Source organism: Streptomyces sp. NPDC001508, assembly GCF_040298665.1.
Taxonomy (GTDB): Bacteria; Actinomycetota; Actinomycetes; order Streptomycetales; family Streptomycetaceae; genus Streptomyces.
Genome location: NZ_JBEPAP010000041.1, coordinates 45,072 through 65,613, shown reverse-complemented (window position 1 = coordinate 65,613; position 20,542 = coordinate 45,072). Strand labels below are relative to the sequence as shown.

18 protein-coding genes are annotated in these 20,542 nt (G+C 70.9%); 8 read left to right on the top strand and 10 right to left on the bottom strand.

Going from position 1 to position 20,542, the window contains the following annotated elements:
- Positions 1-71 precede the first annotated feature (71 nt).
- The 6 genes from ABT245_RS30170 to ABT245_RS30145 form a co-directional block, all read right to left on the bottom strand.
- A complete protein-coding gene (locus ABT245_RS30170; RefSeq protein ID WP_351739417.1) occupies positions 72-1,088 on the bottom strand; it encodes a hypothetical protein in 1,017 nt (338 codons plus the stop codon).
- 170 nt (positions 1,089-1,258) lie between these two features.
- A complete protein-coding gene (locus ABT245_RS30165; protein ID WP_351739414.1) occupies positions 1,259-3,760 on the bottom strand; it encodes a hypothetical protein in 2,502 nt (833 codons plus the stop codon).
- Positions 3,757-5,493 carry a phosphate ABC transporter substrate-binding protein PstS gene (pstS, locus tag ABT245_RS30160; protein WP_351739411.1) on the bottom strand — a complete coding sequence of 579 codons (1,737 nt, stop codon included), beginning with the start codon at positions 5,491-5,493 and terminating at the stop codon, positions 3,757-3,759. Before pstS ends, ABT245_RS30165 begins: the two co-directional genes overlap by 4 nt.
- Positions 5,490-6,764: a phosphate ABC transporter permease PstA gene (gene pstA, locus ABT245_RS30155; RefSeq protein WP_351739408.1), complete on the bottom strand. Its 1,275-nt coding sequence runs from the start codon at positions 6,762-6,764 to the stop codon at positions 5,490-5,492. The genes pstS and pstA overlap by 4 nt, the downstream gene beginning before the upstream one ends.
- Before the next feature lie 14 nt (positions 6,765-6,778).
- Entirely contained in the window at positions 6,779-7,795 is a 1,017-nt protein-coding gene (gene pstC / locus ABT245_RS30150; RefSeq protein ID WP_351739406.1) for a phosphate ABC transporter permease subunit PstC, read from the bottom strand.
- 190 nt (positions 7,796-7,985) lie between these two features.
- Entirely contained in the window at positions 7,986-8,372 is a 387-nt protein-coding gene (locus ABT245_RS30145) for a DUF1508 domain-containing protein (protein WP_351739404.1), read from the bottom strand.
- Positions 8,373-8,836: 464 nt separating this feature from the next.
- On the opposite strand from ABT245_RS30145, the gene ABT245_RS30140 reads away from it, so the two are divergent.
- On the top strand, positions 8,837-9,598 hold the full coding sequence (locus ABT245_RS30140) for a DUF5707 domain-containing protein (RefSeq protein ID WP_351739402.1): 762 nt from the start codon (positions 8,837-8,839) through the stop codon (positions 9,596-9,598).
- Here the strand turns inward: ABT245_RS30140 and ABT245_RS46220 are convergent.
- Positions 9,535-9,930 (bottom strand): hypothetical protein, encoded by a 396-nt coding sequence (locus tag ABT245_RS46220; protein ID WP_502982225.1) that lies wholly within the window; start codon positions 9,928-9,930, stop codon positions 9,535-9,537. The two genes, ABT245_RS30140 and ABT245_RS46220, sit on opposite strands and share 64 nt — an antisense overlap.
- Before the next feature lie 88 nt (positions 9,931-10,018).
- Entirely contained in the window at positions 10,019-10,693 is a 675-nt protein-coding gene (locus ABT245_RS30130; RefSeq protein WP_351739399.1) for a PH domain-containing protein, read from the bottom strand.
- Positions 10,694-10,828: 135 nt separating this feature from the next.
- Between ABT245_RS30130 and deoC the strand changes: the two genes are divergently transcribed.
- The 3 genes from deoC to ABT245_RS30115 are packed head-to-tail and all read left to right on the top strand — an operon-like array spanning position 10,829 to position 14,129.
- Positions 10,829-11,788 carry a deoxyribose-phosphate aldolase gene (gene deoC, locus ABT245_RS30125; protein WP_351739459.1) on the top strand — a complete coding sequence of 320 codons (960 nt, stop codon included), beginning with the start codon at positions 10,829-10,831 and terminating at the stop codon, positions 11,786-11,788.
- A 3-nt stretch (positions 11,789-11,791) separates the two neighbouring features.
- On the top strand, positions 11,792-13,222 hold the full coding sequence (locus ABT245_RS30120) for an aldehyde dehydrogenase family protein (RefSeq protein ID WP_351739394.1): 1,431 nt from the start codon (positions 11,792-11,794) through the stop codon (positions 13,220-13,222).
- On the top strand, positions 13,215-14,129 hold the full coding sequence (locus tag ABT245_RS30115) for an aldehyde dehydrogenase family protein (RefSeq protein ID WP_351739391.1): 915 nt from the start codon (positions 13,215-13,217) through the stop codon (positions 14,127-14,129). Before ABT245_RS30120 ends, ABT245_RS30115 begins: the two co-directional genes overlap by 8 nt.
- A gap of 411 nt (positions 14,130-14,540) precedes the next feature.
- Here ABT245_RS30115 and ABT245_RS30110 read toward each other — a convergent pair whose 3' ends face one another.
- Positions 14,541-14,942: a hypothetical protein gene (locus ABT245_RS30110; protein WP_351739456.1), complete on the bottom strand. Its 402-nt coding sequence runs from the start codon at positions 14,940-14,942 to the stop codon at positions 14,541-14,543.
- Positions 14,943-15,103: 161 nt separating this feature from the next.
- On the opposite strand from ABT245_RS30110, the gene ABT245_RS30105 reads away from it, so the two are divergent.
- Complete coding sequence (locus ABT245_RS30105) at positions 15,104-15,742, top strand: uridine kinase (protein WP_351739453.1); 639 nt, start codon at positions 15,104-15,106, stop codon at positions 15,740-15,742.
- A 252-nt stretch (positions 15,743-15,994) separates the two neighbouring features.
- Here ABT245_RS30105 and ABT245_RS30100 read toward each other — a convergent pair whose 3' ends face one another.
- On the bottom strand, positions 15,995-16,789 hold the full coding sequence (locus ABT245_RS30100; protein ID WP_351739388.1) for a SigE family RNA polymerase sigma factor: 795 nt from the start codon (positions 16,787-16,789) through the stop codon (positions 15,995-15,997).
- A gap of 230 nt (positions 16,790-17,019) precedes the next feature.
- Here ABT245_RS30100 and afsQ1 point away from each other — a divergent pair, with 230 nt between their 5' ends.
- The 3 genes from afsQ1 to ABT245_RS30085 are packed head-to-tail and all read left to right on the top strand — an operon-like array spanning position 17,020 to position 19,933.
- The gene (gene afsQ1, locus ABT245_RS30095; RefSeq protein WP_121887427.1) at positions 17,020-17,697 is read left to right on the top strand and encodes a two-component system response regulator AfsQ1; all 678 of its coding nucleotides are present in this window, start codon (positions 17,020-17,022) and stop codon (positions 17,695-17,697) included.
- Positions 17,694-19,328: an ATP-binding protein gene (locus ABT245_RS30090; RefSeq protein ID WP_351739385.1), complete on the top strand. Its 1,635-nt coding sequence runs from the start codon at positions 17,694-17,696 to the stop codon at positions 19,326-19,328. The genes afsQ1 and ABT245_RS30090 overlap by 4 nt, the downstream gene beginning before the upstream one ends.
- On the top strand, positions 19,328-19,933 hold the full coding sequence (locus tag ABT245_RS30085; RefSeq protein ID WP_351739382.1) for a hypothetical protein: 606 nt from the start codon (positions 19,328-19,330) through the stop codon (positions 19,931-19,933). The genes ABT245_RS30090 and ABT245_RS30085 overlap by 1 nt, the downstream gene beginning before the upstream one ends.
- Positions 19,934-20,542 lie beyond the last annotated feature (609 nt).

The window sequence follows — 20,542 nt, the reverse complement described above, 5'->3', positions numbered from 1 at the left end:
GGATACCGGGACAGCACGTGGGGCCGGGCACCTGGAGGGTGCCCGGCCGTCACGCGAGGATCAGACGACGATCACGAGTTCAGGCCACCCGTGACGGTGCGCGCGTTGCAGTTGGAGATGGTGCCGAAGCCGTAGTTCTGGATGACGGTGCCCGCGGCGCAGATCTTCGAGAGCGCGCTGGAGATCGCGGTCTCGTTCAGCCGGGACGTCTGGACGACGTTGTAGACGTCGCGGGAGAAGATGAAGCTCGTGTTGAGCGCGATCGAGGAGCCCGAGCCGGTGGTGGGGGACTGGCCCGCGATGTTCCGCAGACGCGACTCACCACGACGGTTCGGGACGTCCGACAGGCCCTTGCCCTGGGCGATCCACTGCGCGACCGAGTACGGCACGAGCTGGTTGGCGGCGGTGATCGCCGTGCCGTCGTGCTCCTGGACGGTGCCGTTGACGCACGCACCCGGAGTGGTGACACCGATGGAGTCCAGCCAGTACTGGCGGGTGCCCGAGCCGGCCTGCGGCAGCAGCGGCGCCACCGTGTGCACGCCCGTCGCGTCCGTGTAGGTGCAGTTCGTGTAGATGCTCTTCAGCTGCGCCACCGTCAGGTCGGACGGCACGGTGCTGCCGAGGTCCGTGGCGTAGGTGACCGCGTCACGGGCGAACGGGACGTAGGTGAGGTCGGTGCCGGGCACGCTGGCCTTCGGACCGCGCGAGGAGCGGGCGATGTCGATGCAGGTGGCGCCGCCGTTGGTGATGTCCTCGGACAGCCGGGCGATGCCGTTGCCGGAGCCGTTGGTCTGGGCGCGGGTGTACTGGCACTCCGCCGCCGCCTTGGTCTTGTACGGGTCGGTGCCACCGGTCGGCGTGACCGCGTCCCAGGACGCGATGATCTTGGCGCCGGTGGAGTCCACGACAGCGGTGCCGTTGGCGAGGCCGTTCACGACGTACTGCGTGGTGTCCGAGCCGACCGCGGCCAGGGTGCGGTAGTCGGTCGACGAGGACGGGTCCGCCGAAGCCGGGGCGGCGAGGATGCCGAGACCGAGGACCGCGGCGCCGACGGCGGCACCGACCTTGGCGTAAGACTTGACGTTCACTTCTGAACCCCTTGGTTTCTGGATTTCCGAAGACTGGACGTTCAAGCTGAATCCGGATTTTCGTGCTGCCGACCCGTCGGCCGGCCACCGCATACATTTCCAGAATTTCGCGCGGCGACCAACAAATTCCCAACGAGGGAAAGGTTACGGGAAGGCTTCCTAGGTGTCTCCTAGGGAGTCCGCCGTTGCGCATAGCGAAGCATTACAGGGCCTGCAAGACCTGATGCTCCGCCCAAAAAGAGGACGACCAGAAGAACCCAGCGGATAACACCGAGGATGTCGCCTGGTGTTATTCCTGGTTCGGCTTGGCCGATATTCTGTTGCGGCCCTGACGAAGGGGGCGCGGAGCCGTTGGCGGCGGCTGCCTCGGACGTCGGCCCGCCGGTGTCACCGGACCCGGTCGTGCCCGCGCCGGACCCGCCGCCGGCCACCCCGGACGCCGCACCTCCTGTGCCGGCCCCGCCGGTGAGTCCCCCTGAACCGTTCGCGTCCGGATCGCCGGGTGGGGTGCCGCTTCCTGGGTCACCGCGCTCCAGGTCGTCGGCGGCGGCCTCGGCCTGCTTGCGCAGCGTGGCCGTCAACGGGGCGTAGCCGGGGGGAAGTTCGCCGACGGCCCGGCCCTGCGTCTGGCCCGGCCCCGCGGCGTACCGGATGAAGTCGGCGTACGCCTTGCGGTCCTTCGCGCCCTGGTCCACCGAGGCCGCGGCGTAGGTCACGGCGGTCAGCGGATACGCCTGGCCCTTGGCCCGCGCCGGATCCGGCTCGAGCACACCGGAGTTGTCCGGTGACGGCCGCATGACGCCGACGCCCGCCTGCAACGTGCCGACCGACGGCTTCACGAAATTCCCGTCGGCGTTGCGCAGCGCCGCGGTCTGCAACCCGTAACGCGCGGCCGACGCGGCATCGACGATCGCTATGGCACATTGTCTGCCCGGCACCGGGGCCTGGTTGGCCAGCTTGGCCGGCACCTCGCCGTTCTTGGCCACGTAATTGATGGTGCGGCCGTTGTTGCCTCGTCGGGTTTTGACAGCTCCGTCGTGCAGGTCGAGCGTGTAGGGGTCCAGGTCCAGGATCGTGTACTCCACGGAGTCGTTGAAGTCATTGCCGATGGCAGTCGCCACGGTCGGATCCGACTTGGGGTAGTCGGTCGGGGGCGCGTTGCTCGCGAGGTCCGACTCCTTGTAGTGGCGATTCACCACCATGCCCCAGGGGTCCGCCTTCCCGGAGAGGAATTCCCTGGCCTCCCGGTCCGACTTGAGCCAGTCCCAGATGACCTGCGTGGTGTCGGAGTCGCCCTGCGGCACCATGAGACTCAGCGGCTCCGTCTGGGAATCCAAGTCGGCATAGTCCGGATTGAGGTCCAGGAATTCTGGGTCCTTGGTGTAGTTCAGCGGATTGTTTTTGAGGTACTCAGGTGGGGCCGGCTCACCAGGCCGGCAGGGCTGGGGGTTGCAGTTGGTTGCATAAGGGACGTCACGCACATACGAATGAGTGAGCATCTTGGCCACGAGCCGAGGAGTCAGCTTCATTTCCTGCATCATCCCGGACGGGCCTTCGACGAAGAACGCGATCACGAGCCCGGACACCGCCACCGGCGCATGGACGACACGCGCCCCCTGTCCCGACCGAGGCACCGGGTCGACGGTGACACCCATGGCGGGCGCATCCTCGGTCGCGCCCAGCACCTCGTTCCTGGCGGCGTCCTCGGGCCCGCGGTTGAAGGTGAAGGTGCTCCCCGTGGATGTGCACAGCTTGGGAGCCCAGGACGAGACGGCGTCGTCGGCGAGTTCGGAGCCGGGTACGGCCCGCTCGGCCTGGCCCTTGGGGCAGAACGCGTCGACCGGCTGGAAGTCCAGGCGGAAGACGATCCGTTGCGCCCAGTTCGTCGCGGACAGCGGCGAGGAGACGAGCTTGTCACTGCCGGTGACCGCATTGCCGCTCGGCTCATGGGTGCCGCGCGGCACGACCACCAGCCAGCAGGGACGCGGAGCGGGGGCGCTGCCCGAAGGCGCGGTGTTCACGCCACAGCCGAGGTAGTCCGCCTGTACCCCGTCCTGCACCTCGAACTCCGTCTCGCCGGTGCCGTTGGCGAAGGTTCGTACGGCCTTCTGCTCGTTGCTGTCCAGCAGGCCGAAGTAGGTGTAGTCGTGGGACGACGTGGTGGGCGGCTCGCCGTTGGCCGGGCGGAAGGGGACGAAGGGGAACGAGCCCGTGTACTTCTCGTCCTCCTCGGGGTCGTCCTCGCTGCCCGAGGCCGTCCCCGTCCCGTAGCGCACGATCCGGCCGTTTCCCGCCCCGACGGTGGTGCCGGCGCCGAAGACGCACTGCTCCCGGTCGGGACCGGACGCCTCGTCACCCCAGCACTGCATGATCTGCAGGTAGTTGCGGTTGAACGAACCCTCCGTCTCCGTAGGCGCCCCGCCCTGCCAGCTCACCCGCACGCTCTGGGAGTGCAGGTTCTTCGTCTGGTGGACGGTCACCTTCAGGTCGGAGAAGTCGTCGTACGTGCCTTTCGTCCCCGACTTCGTCACCGCGGAGTCCTCGCCGGTCGCCGCCGCGGCGGGCGTCGTCGCCGGCGGCACCGGCAGCAGTGCCACCATGAGCCCGGCCAGCAGGCAGCCCACGGCGACGAGGATGCGCGGCCGGGGCCGCCCTGTCAGCAGCTTCGTCATGCCGCACCGCCCTTGCGGCGCGTCCGGTTGGCCATCACCCGTGCGACGGCCGGTGGCCCGACGACCACGCCGACCAGCAGCACGGCCGACAGCGCCATCAGCGCCGTACGCAGCCCGAGGGCGTCGTCCGCGCCCAGGGAGACCGGGCTGGCGGCGACGGAGGAGTCGCCGGTGGACTGGCCGCCGCCGAGGACCTCACCGGTGTCGGGGTCGACGACGGAGCCGCCGCCCGTGCCGCCCGTGCCACCGGTGCCGCCCGCCGTACTGCCGCCGGAGGAGCCGCCCGTCGAGCCTCCCGAGCCCGTGGAGCCCGAGCCTCCGGTCGCCGCCGAGCCGCCCGTGGAGCCGGCGCCGCCGGAACCGGAGCCGGAGCCGCCCGAGCCGGAACCGCCGGAGGCGCCGTTGCCGACCGGCGTGGGGTTCCTGGCGCCACCGGTACCGGTGGCGCACTGGTCCGAGCCCTTCTTGTCGCACGCCTGCGGATAGGGGGCGTTCTGGATCAGGAGGTTCTTGCCGCCGGAGAAGGTCGGGTTGTTGCACTTGTTGATGTCGATGTCGGCACTCACGGCACCCGGGATCTTCCGCGTCTGGTCCATGGCGGCTGCCACCAGGTTCTTCGGCAGCGGCGAGTAACCGAGCCGGTCGGCCTGCTGCTGGCCGTCGCAGAGGAAGTAGTTGTTGAAGGCGCTGAGGGTCCTCCCCTTGGCCTTGGTGAAGCCGCTCTCCTCCTTGGTCGGGATGATCATGTAGCTGTAGCTGGAGAGCGGGTAGGTGCGCTTGTCCCCGAAGGTGTAGACGTTGTCCAGCTTCTGGGTCAGGTAGTTCGCCGAGCGCGGGTCGTTGTTGATCTCGGCCTTGGTCAGGGCGACCGCCACGCTGGAGGCGGTCGGTTCGACGTAGTAGCCGGAGTGGTTGAGGACCTTGGACACCGGGAATCCCGCGTTCCTGGCGTACGAGTACTCGACGTAGGTGATGGCGCCCTCGGCCTGGGACTGCTTGACATAGCCCGCGACGCCGAGCGACTGGGACTGGGCGACGAAGCCGGAGCCGGGGATCACCGGGAAGTACGACGTCAGACCGCACGGCGTCTGCTTGCCCGCCCGGCGGCAGTAGTCGTTCCACAGGGAGCCGTACTCCTTGGACATCCACAGCGTGAACTGGGCGGTCGTACCGGAGCCGTCGGAGCGGACCACCGGGACGATCCGGCGGGCCGGCAGGTTCAACCGGGGGTTGTCCGCCTTGATCTCCGGCGCGTTCCACATCGTCAGCTTGCCGGTGAAGATCTTGGTGAGGACCTCACCGGACAGCCGGAGGTTGGTGACCTGCCGGCCGCCGATCTTCAGGTTGTACATGAACGACGTACCACCGGCCACGATCGGCATGTAGGCGTACTTGCGCGTGGGCGGCGGGTCCGACTGGCCGAGGTCGTTGAGCCCGTAGGGGATCTCGGACACACCGAAGTCGGAGGTGCCGTTCTTGAACTGCTGGCGGCCGACCGACGAGCCGACCGCCTGGTAGTTCACCGTCATGCCCTGCTGGCGGACGTTGCGGCGCCACTGCTCGATCGCGTTGGAGCTCCAAGTCGAACCGGAGCCGCTGATCTTCGTGTAGGTGTCCGCGAAGGCGTTCGGCGGATGGACGGCGATCAGCGCGCAGACCGCGGCGACGAGCAGCGCCAGCGCCTGGTACACGCGCGTAGCGCGCGGACGACGACGGACAAGTGCGGGTATCACGGGGTGCTCCTCGTCGGTGCGGGACTGTCTGACGGCCGGTCGGCGGGGGCGTGCGCCGCGAAACGCCTCGCGTCACGTCGGGACGCCCTGACGCGGCGGTGTTCCTGGCGGCGGGTCAGCCGGCCCGGTCCGCGTCCGCCGATGACGCGGGCTATGACGAACAGGACGAGCACGAGCACCAGGAGCACCGCCGCGGTGCCGAAGCCGCGGGCGATGTAGGTGGGCTCGGGGGACTTGACGAGTTCGAAGGCCGCCAGCGGCAGCGACACCATCGGGTCGTGGAACGGGTTGGTGTTCAGTTCCGCGGTGTAGCCGGCGGTCAGCAGGACCGGCGAGGTCTCCCCCACCCCGCGGGCCGTGCCCAGGATGATCGCCGTCGTCAGCCCGGACCGTGAGGTGGGCAGCACGACGTGCCACACGGTGCGCCACCGGGAGGTGCCGAGGGCGTACGACGCCTCGCGCAGCGTTCCCGGGACCAGCCGGATCACCACGTCCGCCGCGCGGATGATGATCGGCAGCATCATCACGGAGATCGCCAGCGCGGCGGCGAGGCCGGAGCGGTCGAAGCCCAGCGCCAGGATGAAGGTCGCGTAGATGAACAGGCCGGCGACGATGGACGGCAGGGCCGTCATCGCCTCGACCATGGTGCGCACGAACCGGCTGAACGTCCCCGGGACCTCGTTCAGGAAGACCGCGCACACCAGCCCGGCCGGGATGCAGATCAGCAGGGCGATGGAGATCTGCCACAGGGTGCCGACGATCGCGTGCAGGATGCCGCCGACGTCGAGCGGCTCGATCGGGCCCGCGTCGGCCATCGACTCGGTGTAGAAGTTCAGGTGCGGCAGCGCCTCGCGGCCTTCGTAGAGGGTGTAGACGACCACGAACGCCAGCACGGCGAGCATCACCACGCCGAGGCTCTGGACGACGGCCGCGGCCACCCGGTCGCGCACCGCGGGCCCGTCCTCGTCGAAGGAGACCAGCAGCGCGTACAGGCCGAGGAAGAGCAGGTAGGCGACGACGACGAAGCCCAGGGCGCCGTTGAAGGGCAGCAGTCGGTCGAACATCAGCCAGGTGACGCTGAGGGACGCGGCGCCGGCGCCGAGCATGGCGTACACGTCGGTGGCGCGCAGCGTGGCCAGGTTGCGGCGTGACTCGGTGAGCGTCCTGCGGCGCGCGGGCAGGGTGGTGCCCGCCGGCGCCTCGGGCGGTGCCGCCGGGTCGGGCTGCGGCCCCTGGCCGCCGGGCGGGCTCTGTGCGGTGGTGACGGTCATCTGGCTCGGTCTCCTCAGGAGTCGCTCGTCGCGCCGGAACGGCTGCGGGCGACGATCGACGACGCGACGAAGTTGACGACGAGGGTCAGCAGGAAGAGCGCGAGGCCCGCGGCCATCAGCGCGGACATCCCGATGGGGCTCGCCTCGCCGTAGCGCAGGGCGATCAGCGAGGAGACCGTGCTGGTGCCGTTCTGCAGGATGTGCGGCTGGATCTTGAACACCGGCGAGATGATCAGGTACACGGCGATGGTCTCGCCGAGCGCCCGGCCCAGGCCCAGCATGGTGCCGCCGATCATGCCGCCCTTGCCGAAGGGCAGCACGACGCTGCGGATCATGCCCCAGCGGTTCGCGCCGAGCGCGTACGCGCCCTCCCGCTCGCCGACCGGGGCCTGCGAGAACACCTCCCGCATCACCGAGCAGATGATCGGCGCGACCATCAGGGACACGACCATGCCGGCGATGAAGGTGGAGGAGGTGTAGACGGTGGCGGTGGCGAGCGGGTCGCGCGGATCGGCGCCGTCGACCTCGAAGAGGGGGATCCAGCCGAAGTACGTGGCGAGCCAGCGGGACAGGCTGACCACATGCCCCTGGAAGAAGAACAGACCCCACAGTCCGTAGACCACCGAGGGCACGGCGGCCATCAGGTCCACGATGCTGATGAGGGTCTGCCGGATGCTCGGCGGGGCGTACTCGGAGATGTACAGCGCGGTGCCGAGCGCCATCGGCACCGCGAAGACGATGGCGACGAGGGCGACGAGGATCGTGCCGACGAGCACGGCGGCGATGCCGAAGTTGCCGCCCTCGGGCTCCCAGGTCTCGGTGGTGATGAAGCCCCACTTCGCGACCGACAGCGCCTGCCAGGCCCGGTACGTCAGAAAGCCGCCGACGAGCAGCATGATGGCGAGCACCAGAGTGCCGCCCCCGCGCAGCACACCCCGGAACAAGCGGTCGGCCACACCGGGATCGGCGTACAGGCGTCTGGGAGGATCGTCCGCCGGGGCCACAGGTCGCTCATACAGTCGCGTCGTCACATGTGCCGACGCTCCTGAGGCCCAGTGGACTTCTGCGCACACAAAGGTGAACGAGGCACCCCCAACAGGCAACTTCCGGGTTTGACGTGAACGCGGCGATGTGAAGAAACGAAGGGGTCCGGGCCCGCCGGTGCGGCGGACCCGGACCCCTTCCCATGCTGGTGAACTGCGCAGCCGACGGCTGGTCAGGTCAGTGCGCGTCGTCCCACGCGATCACCCCGGCCGACCCCAGTTCGGCCAACAGCGCCCGGAAACGCTCGTAGGCGGCCTGGCAGGTCGAGTGCCGCTCATAGGCACGCGACGACACGGCCAGGGCGCCGCCGGCCGGGTCCCGCAGCCGCCAGACCCAGCCGTTGCCCTCAGAGGTGTGGTGCACACCCCCGGCTAATCCCGCCACTCCCGCGCACATCTGCTCGAACGCCGCCCGGCACTCCTCGTAACTGCGGTACGTCAGGCCCGCCACGGCGATCACCCGCCCGTTCGTGGCGGTGAGCCGCCACAGATGACTTCCGTCTGCGGATATGTCTATCTGACAGCGCGTGCCGGGTACGGCCGCGCCCCCCTGTCTTGCCGCCATCCATCCCCACCCCTGCGGTTCCCGACGTCAGGAAGGCCGCACGGTTCGACGACGGATCGTCATTCGTGCGGCATCCGCAGAGTAGTGAGACGCGATTGACAACGATTGCCCTGTCTTTACTGTATGCAGCATGCTTCATCTGAAAGTTGCCCCTCGTTCATATGGCCGCCGTACGGCGACCGTGCGGGATGAGCGACGGCTCCGCCACGGCGGCGGCCGGGCCGCGGTACGCGTAGGTGGTCGCCAGGTCCGCTGAAATTCCAGTCGAATTTCCCCTTCGGTTTTCCATGGAATCGGCGCACCCGATATTCGCCCGCACTTTCTTCGACGGAAAAACGGCGACGCTCTTCACGCCGCCGCCAAAAACGTTCCTGAATCTCCACAAGGTGGGTACGCTGCAGGCGTCAATTCAGGCCCGCCGACCGGGAATTGGCGGTCCTTGGCGTACAACTTGAGGAATTCGCATGCGCATTTACTCTGCCGCCCTCGCCGCCTGCGGCGTCGTGGCCCTGTCCGCCCTCGCCGTTCCGGCCGCGCACGCGGACGAGACGTTCGGCGACACCGACATCACCGGCGTCGTCGTCAACAGCGGTGACCCCGTGGTCCTCGGCACGAGCGCGAGAACCGTCACCGTGGAGGTCACCGCGACCGACCCGTCCGGCTTGGAGCAGATCAACGCCACGCTCTACCACGGCTCGTACACCAGCCAGGACAGCACGGTTCCCGCGACCGCGGCCTGCGGTCCGACCACCGCCGCGACCAGCACCTGCACCCTCACCTTCACCCTCACCCCGGGCAGCGCGCCGGCCGACGGCTCCCTGGCGGGCGCCTGGAGCGTCAGCGCCTACGCGATCGCCGCCGACGGCGACGCCGAATTCCTGGAGAAGGCCGCGGACTTCGACCTGCGGCGCGAGACCCACGTCGGCGTCGACGCCCCGGACCGGGTGAAGTGGGGCAGGGCCCTCACGGTCACCGGCGGCGTGCAGAACGCGGACTGGGCGACCGGCACCTACGCCGCCACGGCGGCCGGCCGGCCCGTGCAGCTGCAGTTCCGCCTCAAGGGCTGCGCCAAGTACACCACCGTCAAGACCGTCGACACCGCCGCCGACGGCACCGTGTCCGCCACCGTCCGCGCGTTCGCCGACGGCGAGTACCGCTGGTCCTACGCCGGCACCGCCGACACCGCGGCCGCCGTCTCCGAGGGCGACTTCGTCGACGTGCGCTGATCCCTGAGCCACACCAGCCCGCCCACGGTGCCGGCCATCCCCACGGGTGTCCGGCACCACAACTGCCACGCCTCGTCCACCGGGCGCTCCCGCGCCGGCAGCGTCGAGGTCAGCTCGATGTCGGACAGGAACCGCCACACCGCCGCCCGCCCCGCCGGGTCCACCGCCTCCAGGTCCTCCAGCATCACCGTGCTCTTGGCCCCGCCATGGTCCCGGTCCGGCCTGACCCGGACGCTCCCACACCGCAACCCACAACGGACACCGCACCACGGGCACCGAGAGGCGTACCGAGCCCCACCCCCGACCCCGCGCCCGCCCCGCCGCGAGCGCACAGCGCACAGCGCAACGGACCCCGCCCCCGGCCCACCGGCGGCGCACAGCGCACCGGGCCCCGGCCGTGGAAGCGGCCACCCGCCCCGGTCAGCCCATCGCGAGCAGGATCACCAGCAGAACCGCACCCGCCACCGCCGGCACCACGACCTCGTACGCCCAGCGGACCACAATCTCGCCCTGCGCACCCTCCGCCTGCCCGCGCCGCTCCAGCAGCTCACGCAGATCCTCGACGATCTGATCCCCCTCAGCCCGCCCCACAACGGACACCCCGCCACCGGCGCCGGGCCCCGTGCCCGGCCCGCCGGACCGGCCGCCGCCGTCGCGCGCCGCGGCCTCGGAGCGGGTTTGCCGCCGGGCGGCCCTCTTGCGGGCCCGCAGCGAGACCGGGACGGCCCACAGCTGGTACTTGGTGCCGGACTCCGCGACGACCTCGTTGGAGTAGCTGGAGCGCAGGGCGGCGATCTCGCCCCAGGGCAGGGTGATCATCCGGAACGGGTTGCGCACCCGCAGCCGGTCCTCGCCCGCGTACACGGCCGGGCGCAGGGTGAAGGCGACCACCAGCGGCACCACGAGGATCATGGTGGCGAGGGCCAGCCAGGGGGTCCGGCCGTGCCCGTTGAACAGCGCGTCGAGGCCGAGCCACAGGACGATGGCGAGCATCACCACCCCGCCGGCGATCGCCGCGGACGACCGGTGGACCCGGTCCTTGACGGTGGGCACCGGCGGTTGCGGCTCGGATGGCTGGTGGTCCGGGGTCGTCATGGTCCCGATTCTGCCCGACACCGTCGGCGGCGTTCATCCGCGGTACCGGGCGGAGGGCGGGACCGCGGCCCGGTTCGGGGCCGATCCCGGGGGCTGTACAGCCGCTACGCGCGTAGATATGCTCGTCTGGTGACCATGCCCACCTCTGCTCCCACAGCGCAGGCTCTCGCCGACGTGACCGCGTCCGACAGCACACTGCGCCGCTTCCTGCACGGGCTGCCCGGCGTCGACGCGGTCGGCCTGGAGGCGCGCGCCGCCTCGCTCGGCACCCGTTCCATCAAGACCACCGCGAAGGCGTACGCCATCGACCTCGCCATCTCGATGGTCGACCTGACGACGCTGGAAGGCGCGGACACCCCGGGCAAGGTCCGGGCGCTCGGCGCCAAGGCGGTCCACCCGGACCCGACGGACCGTACGACCCCGACGACCGCGGCCGTCTGCGTCTACCCCGACATGGCGGCCGTCGCCAAGGAGGCCGTCGCCGGCTCCGGCGTCAAGGTCGCCTCGGTCGCCACCGCCTTCCCGGCCGGCCGTGCCGCGCTCGACGTCAAGCTGGCCGATGTGCAGGAGGCCGTCGCCGCGGGCGCCGACGAGATCGACATGGTCATCGACCGGGGGGCGTTCCTCGCCGGGAAGTACCTGAAGGTGTACGACGAGATCGTCGCGGTGAAGGCGGCCTGCGGGACGTCCGCCCGGCTGAAGGTCATCTTCGAGACGGGCGAGCTGTCGACGTACGACAACATCCGGCGGGCGAGCTGGCTCGGCATGCTGGCCGGGGCCGACTTCATCAAGACGTCGACGGGCAAGGTGGCGGTGAACGCGACCCCGGCCAACACCCTGCTCATGCTGGAGGCGGTGCGCGACTTCCGGGCCCAGAGCGGCGTCCAGGTCGGTGTGAAACCCGCCGGCGGCATCCGCACCAGCAAGGACGCGGTCAAGTTCCTCGTCCTGGTCAACGAGACCGCCGGTGCCGACTGGCTGGACAACCACTGGTTCCGCTTCGGCGCGTCCTCGCTCCTGAACGATCTGCTGATGCAGCGTCAGAAGCTGGCCACCGGCCGCTACTCCGGCCCCGACTACGTAACGGTGGACTGACCCATGGCATTCGAGTACGCTCCCGCGCCCGAGTCGCGCGCGATCGTCGACATCGCCCCGTCGTACGGCCTCTTCATCGACGGCGAGTTCGTCGAGAGCGCGGGCGGGGATCTCGCCAAGACGGTCTCCCCCTCCACCGAGGAAGTGCTCTCCGAGTACACCCAGGCCACCGCCGAGGACATCGACCGGGCGGTGCGGGCCGCCCGCAAGGCGTTCGAGAAGTGGTCGGCGCTGCCCGGTGCCGAGCGCGCCAAGTACCTCTTCCGTATCGCGCGCATCATCCAGGAACGCAGCCGCGAGCTGGCGGTCCTGGAGACGCTGGACAACGGCAAGCCCATCAAGGAGACGCGCGACGCGGATCTCCCCCTGGTCGCCGCGCACTTCTTCTACTACGCGGGCTGGGCGGACAAGCTGGACCACGCCGGTTTCGGTCCGTCGCCGAAGCCGCTGGGCGTGGCCGGCCAGGTCATCCCGTGGAACTTCCCGCTGCTGATGCTGGCGTGGAAGATCGCCCCGGCGCTCGCCACCGGCAACACGGTGGTCCTCAAGCCCGCCGAGACGACCCCGCTGTCCGCGCTGTTCTTCGCGGACATCTGCCGTCAGGCGGGCCTGCCCGCGGGCGTCGTGAACATCGTCACCGGCGACGGCCGCACCGGCGCGGCCCTCGTCGCGCACCCGGGCGTCGACAAGGTGGCCTTCACCGGCTCCACGTCCGTCGGCAAGGAGATCGCCCGCACGGTCGCGGGCACCCGTAAGAAGCTCACCCTCGAACTCGGCGGCAAGGGCGCGAACATCGTCTTCGACGACGCCCCCATCGACCAGGCGGTCGAGGGCATCGTCACCGGAATCTTCTTCAACCAGGGCCAGGTCTGCTGCGCGGGCAGCCGGCTGCTGGTGCAGGAGTCGATCCACGACGAGCTGCTGGAGTCCCTCAAGCGCCGCCTGTCGACGCTGCGTCTCGGCGACCCGCTCGACAAGAACACCGACATCGGCGCGATCAACTCCGCCGAGCAGCTGGCCCGCATCACCGCGCTGGCCGAGCGGGGCGAGGCGGAAGGCGCCGAGCGCTGGTCCCCGGCCTGCGAACTCCCGTCCTCCGGCTACTGGTTCGCCCCGACGCTCTTCACGAACGTCACCCAGGCGCACACCGTCGCCCGCGAGGAGATCTTCGGCCCGGTGCTGTCGGTCCTCACCTTCCGCACGCCGGAGGAGGCCGTCGCCAAGGCCAACAACACGCCGTACGGCCTGTCGGCGGGCATCTGGACGGAGAAGGGGTCGCGGATCCTGGCGGTCGCGAACCGGCTCCGGGCGGGTGTCGTGTGGTCCAACACGTTCAACAAGTTCGACCCGACCTCGCCGTTCGGCGGCTACAAGGAGTCGGGCTTCGGCCGCGAGGGCGGCCGCCACGGCCTGGAGGCGTACCTCGATGTCTGACAACGTGTCCGTGGGCGGCTCCGCCGCGCGGCGTCTGAGTGTCTTCAAGACCTACAAGCTGTACGTGGGCGGCAAGTTCCCGCGTTCCGAGAGCGGCCGGGTGTACGAGGTGACCGACTCGAAGGGCAAGTGGCTGGCGAACGCGCCCCTTTCCTCCCGCAAGGACGCCAGGGACGCGGTGGTCGCCGCCCGCAAGGCGTTCGGCGGCTGGTCGGGCGCGACGGCGTACAACCGGGGCCAGGTCCTCTATCGCGTCGCGGAGATGCTGGAGGGCCGGCGGGAGCAGTTCGTGCGCGAGGTCGCCGACGCGGAGGGCCTGTCGAAGGCCAGGGCGAGCGCCGTGGTGGACGCGACCGTGGACCGCTGGGTCTGGTACGCGGGCTGGACCGACAAGATCGCCCAGGTGGTGGGCGGCGGCAACCCGGTCGCGGGTCCGTTCTTCAATCTGTCCTCCCCCGAGCCGACGGGCGTGGTCGCCGTCCTGGCCCCGCAGGAGTCGTCCTTCCTGGGCCTGGTGTCGGTGCTCGCCCCGGTGATCGCGACGGGCAACACGGCCGTGGTCGTGGCGTCCGAGAGGTCCCCCCTCCCGGCGCTCTCCCTCGCCGAGGTGCTGGCCACCTCGGATGTGCCCGGCGGTGTCGTCAACGTGCTCTCCGGCCGTACGGCGGAGATCGCCGCGCCGCTGGCCGCGCACCAGGACGTCAACGCGATCGACCTCGCGGGCGCGGACGAGGCGCTGGCGAAGGAACTGGAGATCGCCGCGGCGGACAATCTGAAGCGCGTCCTTCGTCCACAGCCTGTGGATTACTTTGAGACGCCCGGGATCGAGCGGCTGACGGCGTTCTTGGAGACGAAGACGGTGTGGCACCCGACGGGGGCGTTGGGCGCGTCGGGTTCCTCTTACTGACGGGGCCCGGCGGGGTTGCTGACGGGATTCCCGGCGCGGAACGGGCAGGGGTCCCGGCGGGGTTGCTGACGGGATTCCCGGCGCGGAACGGGCAGGGGTCCCGGCGGGGTTACCGACTGGTCCCGGCGGGGTCACCGACAGGGTCCCGGCGGGGTTACCGACGGGATTCCCGGCGCGGAACGGGCAGGGGTCCCGGCGGGGTTACCGACGGGATTCCCGGCGCGGAACGGGCAGGGGTCCCGGCGGGGTTACCGACGGGATTCCCGGCGGGGAACGGGCAGGGGTCCCGGCGGGGTTACCGACTGGTCCCGGCGGGGTCACCGACAGGGTCCCGGCGGGGAACTGGCGTGATGCGCCGACCGCAGGTCGCTGCGGCCGGTCGCGCGGTTCCCCGCGGCCCCCGCGGGCGCCTCAGCGGCCCAGCGCTCCGAGGACCTGCCCGGCCACCGGCAGGCTGCCCAGCGACTCCGCCTGGGCGATCGGGGCGGTCAGCGCCCTGGAGGTCACCGGCTTGAAGTCGGCGAGCTGGGTGCCGACGCCGTTGTCGAGGGGGTCGACTCCGGTGCCCGCCAGCGGGTTGGGCTTGAGCCCGGCGACCGGGCCGGTGACATAGCCGACCGAGTCGGTGAGGGCCGCCAGCCCCGTCTGCGGGTCGACGTTCCCGGGCGAGGCCGGCCGGAGCGGCACGTCCGCGAGCGGTTCGGTGGCCGCGGACGCCGTCGCGGCGCCCACGCCCAGGGCCGCCGAGGCGGTCGCGAGGGCGATCAGCGCGCGCTGCGCGGTGCGTTGCCGGGAGGAGCTGTGTCGGGCCATCGTGGGTGCCGCCTTCTGGTGCGCGAGGGTAATCATGTCGACACGCAGGGTAGTTGAGGCGTGATGCGCGTTCCAAAGCCGACCCGCGGGGTCGGCAGGGGCCGCATCATGCGTCAAACTGGTGTTCCGTGAGCATTCATCCCCCGTCCCCTGCCCGTGTGGTGCTGCTGTGCGGCCCCTCGGGTTCCGGCAAGTCCCTCGTCGCCGCCCGTTCCGGGCTGCCCGTGCTGCGCCTCGACGACTTCTACAAGGAGGGCGACGACCCGACGCTGCCGCTGGTGGCGGGGAGTTCGGACATCGACTGGGACCACCCGCGGTCCTGGGACGCGGACGCCGCCGTCGACGCCATCGCCCGGCTGTGCGCCACGGGCTCGACGACCGTGCCGGTGTACGACATCGCCAAGAGCGCCCGTACCGGCGAGGAGGCGCTGCACATCGGGCGTGCCCCGCTGTTCGTGGCGGAGGGTGTCTTCGCGGCGGAGATCGTGGCCCGCTGCCGTGAACTGGGCCTGCTGGCCGACGCGTTGTGCCTGAGCCGCGGTGCGCTCACCACCTTCAGGCGGCGTTTCCTGCGGGACCTCGCGGAGGGCCGCAAGTCGGTGCCGTTCCTGCTGCGCCGCGGGGTCCGGCTGATGCGCACGGAGCGGTCGATCGTCGCCCGCCAGGTGTCGCTGGGCGCGCACGCCTGCGACCGGGACGAGGCACTGGGCCGACTGGCCGCCGCGGCGGTACGCCGGGTACGGCCGGCCGCGCCGCCGCAGGACCACACACCCTCGGCGCAGACACAGACACCGGCGTAGTCACCGCGCACCCTCGGCGCACACGCAGACGCCGGCGTAGTCACCGCGCACCGGACAGGCCGCCGTACCCGGAAGAAGACCGCACCCGGGGAAACAGACGGGCAAAGGCCGTACACGCGGACAAACAGGAGAAGCGGGACTGGACGGACCCCCCGGCCCTCCAGTCCCGCCGTTCCCCCCGCTCTCCCCCGTGCCACCCGTGGGTCCCCCCGGACTCACAGGCCCCCGTGTTTCCCCGTTCCCCCCCGGCCTTCAGGCGACCAGTTCGCCGAAGGCGTTCTCCTCGTCACGGCCGACGCCGAGGACCTCGTCGTCGCGCAGCCGGCGCAGCGAACGCCAGATGCTGGACTTGACCGTGCCGACACTGATGCCGAGGATGTCCGCGATCTCCGGGTCCGTACGGCCCTCGTAGTAGCGCAGGACCAGCATGGTGCGCTGGAGTTCGGGCAGCCGGGCCAGCGCCTGCCACAGGACGGCGCGCAGTTCGGTGCCGCGCATCGCGTCCGTGTCGCCGGGCGTCTCCGGCAGTTCCTCGGTCGGGTACTCGTTGAGCTTGCGGCGCCGCCAGGCGCTGATGTGCAGATTGGTCATGGTGCGGCGCAGGTATCCGCCGACCGCCGCCTTGTCACTGATCCGGTCCCACGCCCGGTACGTCGAGAACAGCGCGCTCTGCAGCAGGTCCTCGGCCTCGAAGCGGTCGCCGGTCAGGTGGTAGGCGGTTGCGTACAGGGAGGCGCGGCGCTCCTGGACGTAGGCGGTGAACTCCGCCTCCGTCAGCGAGCGGCGCTCCCCCGAGTCCTCCCTGTACGCGGCTCCCCCGTGGGCCCCCGTGACCCCCGTCGTGCTTCCCCCCGTACGAGCGTCGACCACCGACATGTACGCGGTGTGCTGACGCCCGGTGCCGCGAGCGCACCCCCGCCCTCCCCCACGCTCGAACACGCTCGCGCGGGAGGGACCCCCCTCGGCACCGGACTTCTCAGAACCCCGGTTCACGTCATGCAGACGCGTGACGACCGCGCTGGTGCTCATGCCCTGCAGCGTGTTCATCTCGCGCCCCCTGTCGTGGACTTCGGTGTTCGGTCTGCTTCCTTGCCTGTGCCGAAAATCTTGCCCGGGTGACTTCATGGCCGTGTCCGCCGACTGTCACAGACCTGTCACAGCGGCCCGGCACAGTTGCGTCACCGCCCGCGCACAGACTGTGGCGGTATCGGGGTTTCCGGGCGCCTGCGGGCCCCACAGGTCGTCCGGCACCCCCTCCATGGGCCAGAATGAGGCCCGTGCCTTCCCTGTTGCTGATCGAGGACGACGACGCCATCCGTACGGCCCTGGAGCTCTCACTGACGCGCCAGGGACACCGGGTGGCCACCGCTGCCACCGGCGAGGACGGTCTGAAACTGCTGCGCGAGCAGCGCCCGGACCTGATCGTGCTGGATGTGATGCTGCCCGGCATCGACGGGTTCGAGGTCTGCCGGCGCATCCGGCGCACGGACCAGTTGCCGATCATTCTGCTGACCGCGCGCAGCGACGACATCGACGTGGTGGTCGGGCTGGAGTCGGGCGCCGACGACTATGTCGTCAAGCCGGTGCAGGGCCGTGTGCTGGACGCCCGGATCCGCGCCGTGCTGCGCCGCGGGGAGCGGGAGGCCAGCGACTCGGCGACGTTCGGGAGCCTCGTCATCGACCGCTCGGCGATGACCGTGACCAAGAACGGCGAGGACCTTCAGCTCACCCCGACCGAACTGCGGCTGCTGCTGGAGCTGAGCCGGCGGCCCGGTCAGGCGCTGTCCAGGCAGCAGTTGCTGCGGCTGGTCTGGGAGCACGACTACCTCGGTGACTCGCGGCTGGTGGACGCGTGCGTCCAGCGGCTGCGCGCCAAGGTCGAGGACGTGCCGTCGTCGCCGACCCTGATCCGTACCGTCCGTGGTGTCGGCTACCGCCTGGACGCACCTCAGTGACGAAGGCGCAAGGGGGGTTCCGCGGCTGGACCGCGGGTCGCAAGGGAGTCCTGTCACGGCTGCGCTTCACCAGTCTGCGGCTGCGGCTGGTCGTGGTGTTCGGGCTGGTCGCGCTGACCGCCGCGGTGTCCGCCTCGGGCATCGCCTACTGGCTCAACCGGGAGGCCGTGCTCACCCGGGCCCAGGACGCGGCGCTGCGGGACTTCAAGCAGGAGATGCAGAACCGGGCGAGCGCGCTGCCCGTGCATCCCACCCAGGACGAACTCCAGCGTACGGCCGGGCAGATGGCGGGCAGCAGCCAGCGCTTCAGCGTGCTGCTGGTCGGCCAGGACGCAGCCGGCCGGACGGTGTACGGCACCTCGGGCGGGCTCAGCGGGTTCGCGCTGGAGGACGTCCCCCTGTCGCTGCGGGCCGCCGTGGACAAGCGGCAGCCGGTGGGCGACGGCAACAAGTCCGCGTACCACCTGTACTGGCAGCGGATCGTCGAGCACGGCACCCCGTACCTGGTGGCCGGCACGAAGGTGATCGGCGGCGGCCCGACCGGCTACATGCTCAAGTCGCTGGAGCCCGAGGCGAAGGACCTCAACTCCCTCGCCTGGTCGCTGGGCATCGCCACGGGCCTCGCGCTGATCGGCTCCGCGCTGCTCGCGCAGGCCGCCGCGACGACCGTGCTGAAGCCGGTGCACCGGCTGGGCGTGGCCGCCCGGCGGCTCGGCGAGGGCAGGCTCGACACCCGGCTGCGGGTGTCCGGCACCGATGAACTCGCCGATCTCTCCCGGACGTTCAACAACGCGGCCGAGGCGCTGGAGAAACGGGTCGCCGACATGGCCGCCCGCGACGAGGCGTCCCGGCGTTTCGTCGCGGACATGAGCCACGAACTGCGGACGCCGCTGACCGCCATCACCGCCGTGACGGAGGTACTGGAGGAGGAGCTGGACTCGGAGGCCGGGAGCATGGACCCGATGATCGAGCCCGCGGTGCGGCTGGTGGTGAGCGAGACCCGGCGGCTGAACGACCTGGTCGAGAACCTGATGGAGGTCACCCGCTTCGACGCGGGCACCGCCCGGCTGGTCCTGGACGACGTGGACCTCGCCGACCAGATCACCGCCTGTATCGACGCCCGCGCCTGGCTGGACGCGGTGGAGCTGGACGCCGAGCGCGGCATCCACGCCCGTCTCGACCCGCGCCGCCTCGACGTGATCCTCGCCAACCTGATCGGCAACGCGCTCAAGCACGGCGGCTCGCCGGTGCGGGTCTCGGTGCGGGTGGCCGGTGAGGAGGGTTCACAGATCGTCATCGCCGTCCGCGACCACGGGCCCGGTATCCCCGAGGACGTCCTGCCGCACGTCTTCGACCGCTTCTACAAGGCCAGCGCCTCCCGCCCGCGCTCCGAGGGCAGCGGCCTCGGTCTGTCCATCGCCCTGGAGAACGCGCACATCCACGGCGGCGAGATCACCGCCGCCAACTCGGCCGACGGCGGTGCGGTGTTCACCCTGCGGCTGCCCCGGGACGCCGCCAAGCTGACGGAGCCGGCCGACGAGACCGGCCCGGCCGCCGGTGCCGGTGCTGGTGCCGGTGAGGGCGACCGTGACGGCAGCGGCGGCCGGGGCGACGACAAGGGGAAGGCGTGATGGCCGTACGGCGGCTGCTGGCCGTCCCCCTGCTCGCCGTGCTGCTCGCCGGCTGCGGGATCCGGACCACAGAGGTGCCGACGGACTTCGGCGGCGCGCCCTCGCGGGTGCCGTGTTCGCTGTCCGATGCGGACCTGTCGACGCCGACCGCGCAGGGTGGCGTGCCCGTGCAGGTGTTCCTGCTGTGCGGTTCGTCGCTGGTCACCGTGGACCGGACGGTGCACGTCCCGGAGGGCACGGCGGACGCCCGGCGGCGGGTGCACGTGGCGCAGGGGCTGCTGGACCAGCTCGCCCGGACACCGTCCGACAGCGAGCGCAACGCGGGCTATGCGACGTACGTGCGCGGCGGCATGAGCGTGAGCGGGCCGCGGCCCAAGGACCCCGAGGACACGCTGCGGCTGAGCACGGCCCCGGAACAGCTCACCTCGTACGCGCTCGCCCAGATCGTCTGCACGTTCTCCGACTCGACGGCGGCCGAGGGCGACGGCTCGGTGGTGCTGGGCGGGCCGGGCGGCGAGCCGCCGCGCCGGTACGAATGCGGCGACGACGTCCGTTCCCGCCCGGGCACCGCCCGCCCGCCGTCCACCACGGTGACAGACAACTGACACCCCCTGCCGCAGGCAGGGCCCGGGCGGGGCAGGGCCGGGCGAGACAGGGCCGGGCGAGGCAGGGCGCCCAGGGCGGGGGCAGGGCCGGGCGGGGCAGGGCGCCCAGGGCGGGGGCAGGGCCCGGGGCAGTGGGCCTGCCCAGATCCCATAGGCAGGCCACACACCCGACGGGCCCCCACGGGCGCACGACCTGGGCGTGTCACACATCCCACGGGCGCACGACCTGGGCGTGTCACACATCCCACGGGCGCACGACCTGGGCGTGTCACACATCCCACGGGCCACCACAGGCCCGCCAGCCCAGGAATGCGCCCCAGATCCCGTGGGCGTATCACACACCCGACGGGACACCACGGGCCCACAGCCCGGGTGTGCCCACAGACCCCCATGGGCGCGTCACACACCCCGACAGCCACCGCACGCCCACCGGCCCAGGAATACACCCAGACCCGTGGACGTATCACACACCTGCCAGGACACCACAGGCCCACAGCCCCGGGTGTGCCAACAAACCCCCATGGGCGCGTCACACACCCCGACAGCCACCGCACGCCCACCGGCCCAGGAATACACCCAGACCCGTGGACGTATCACACACCTGCCAGG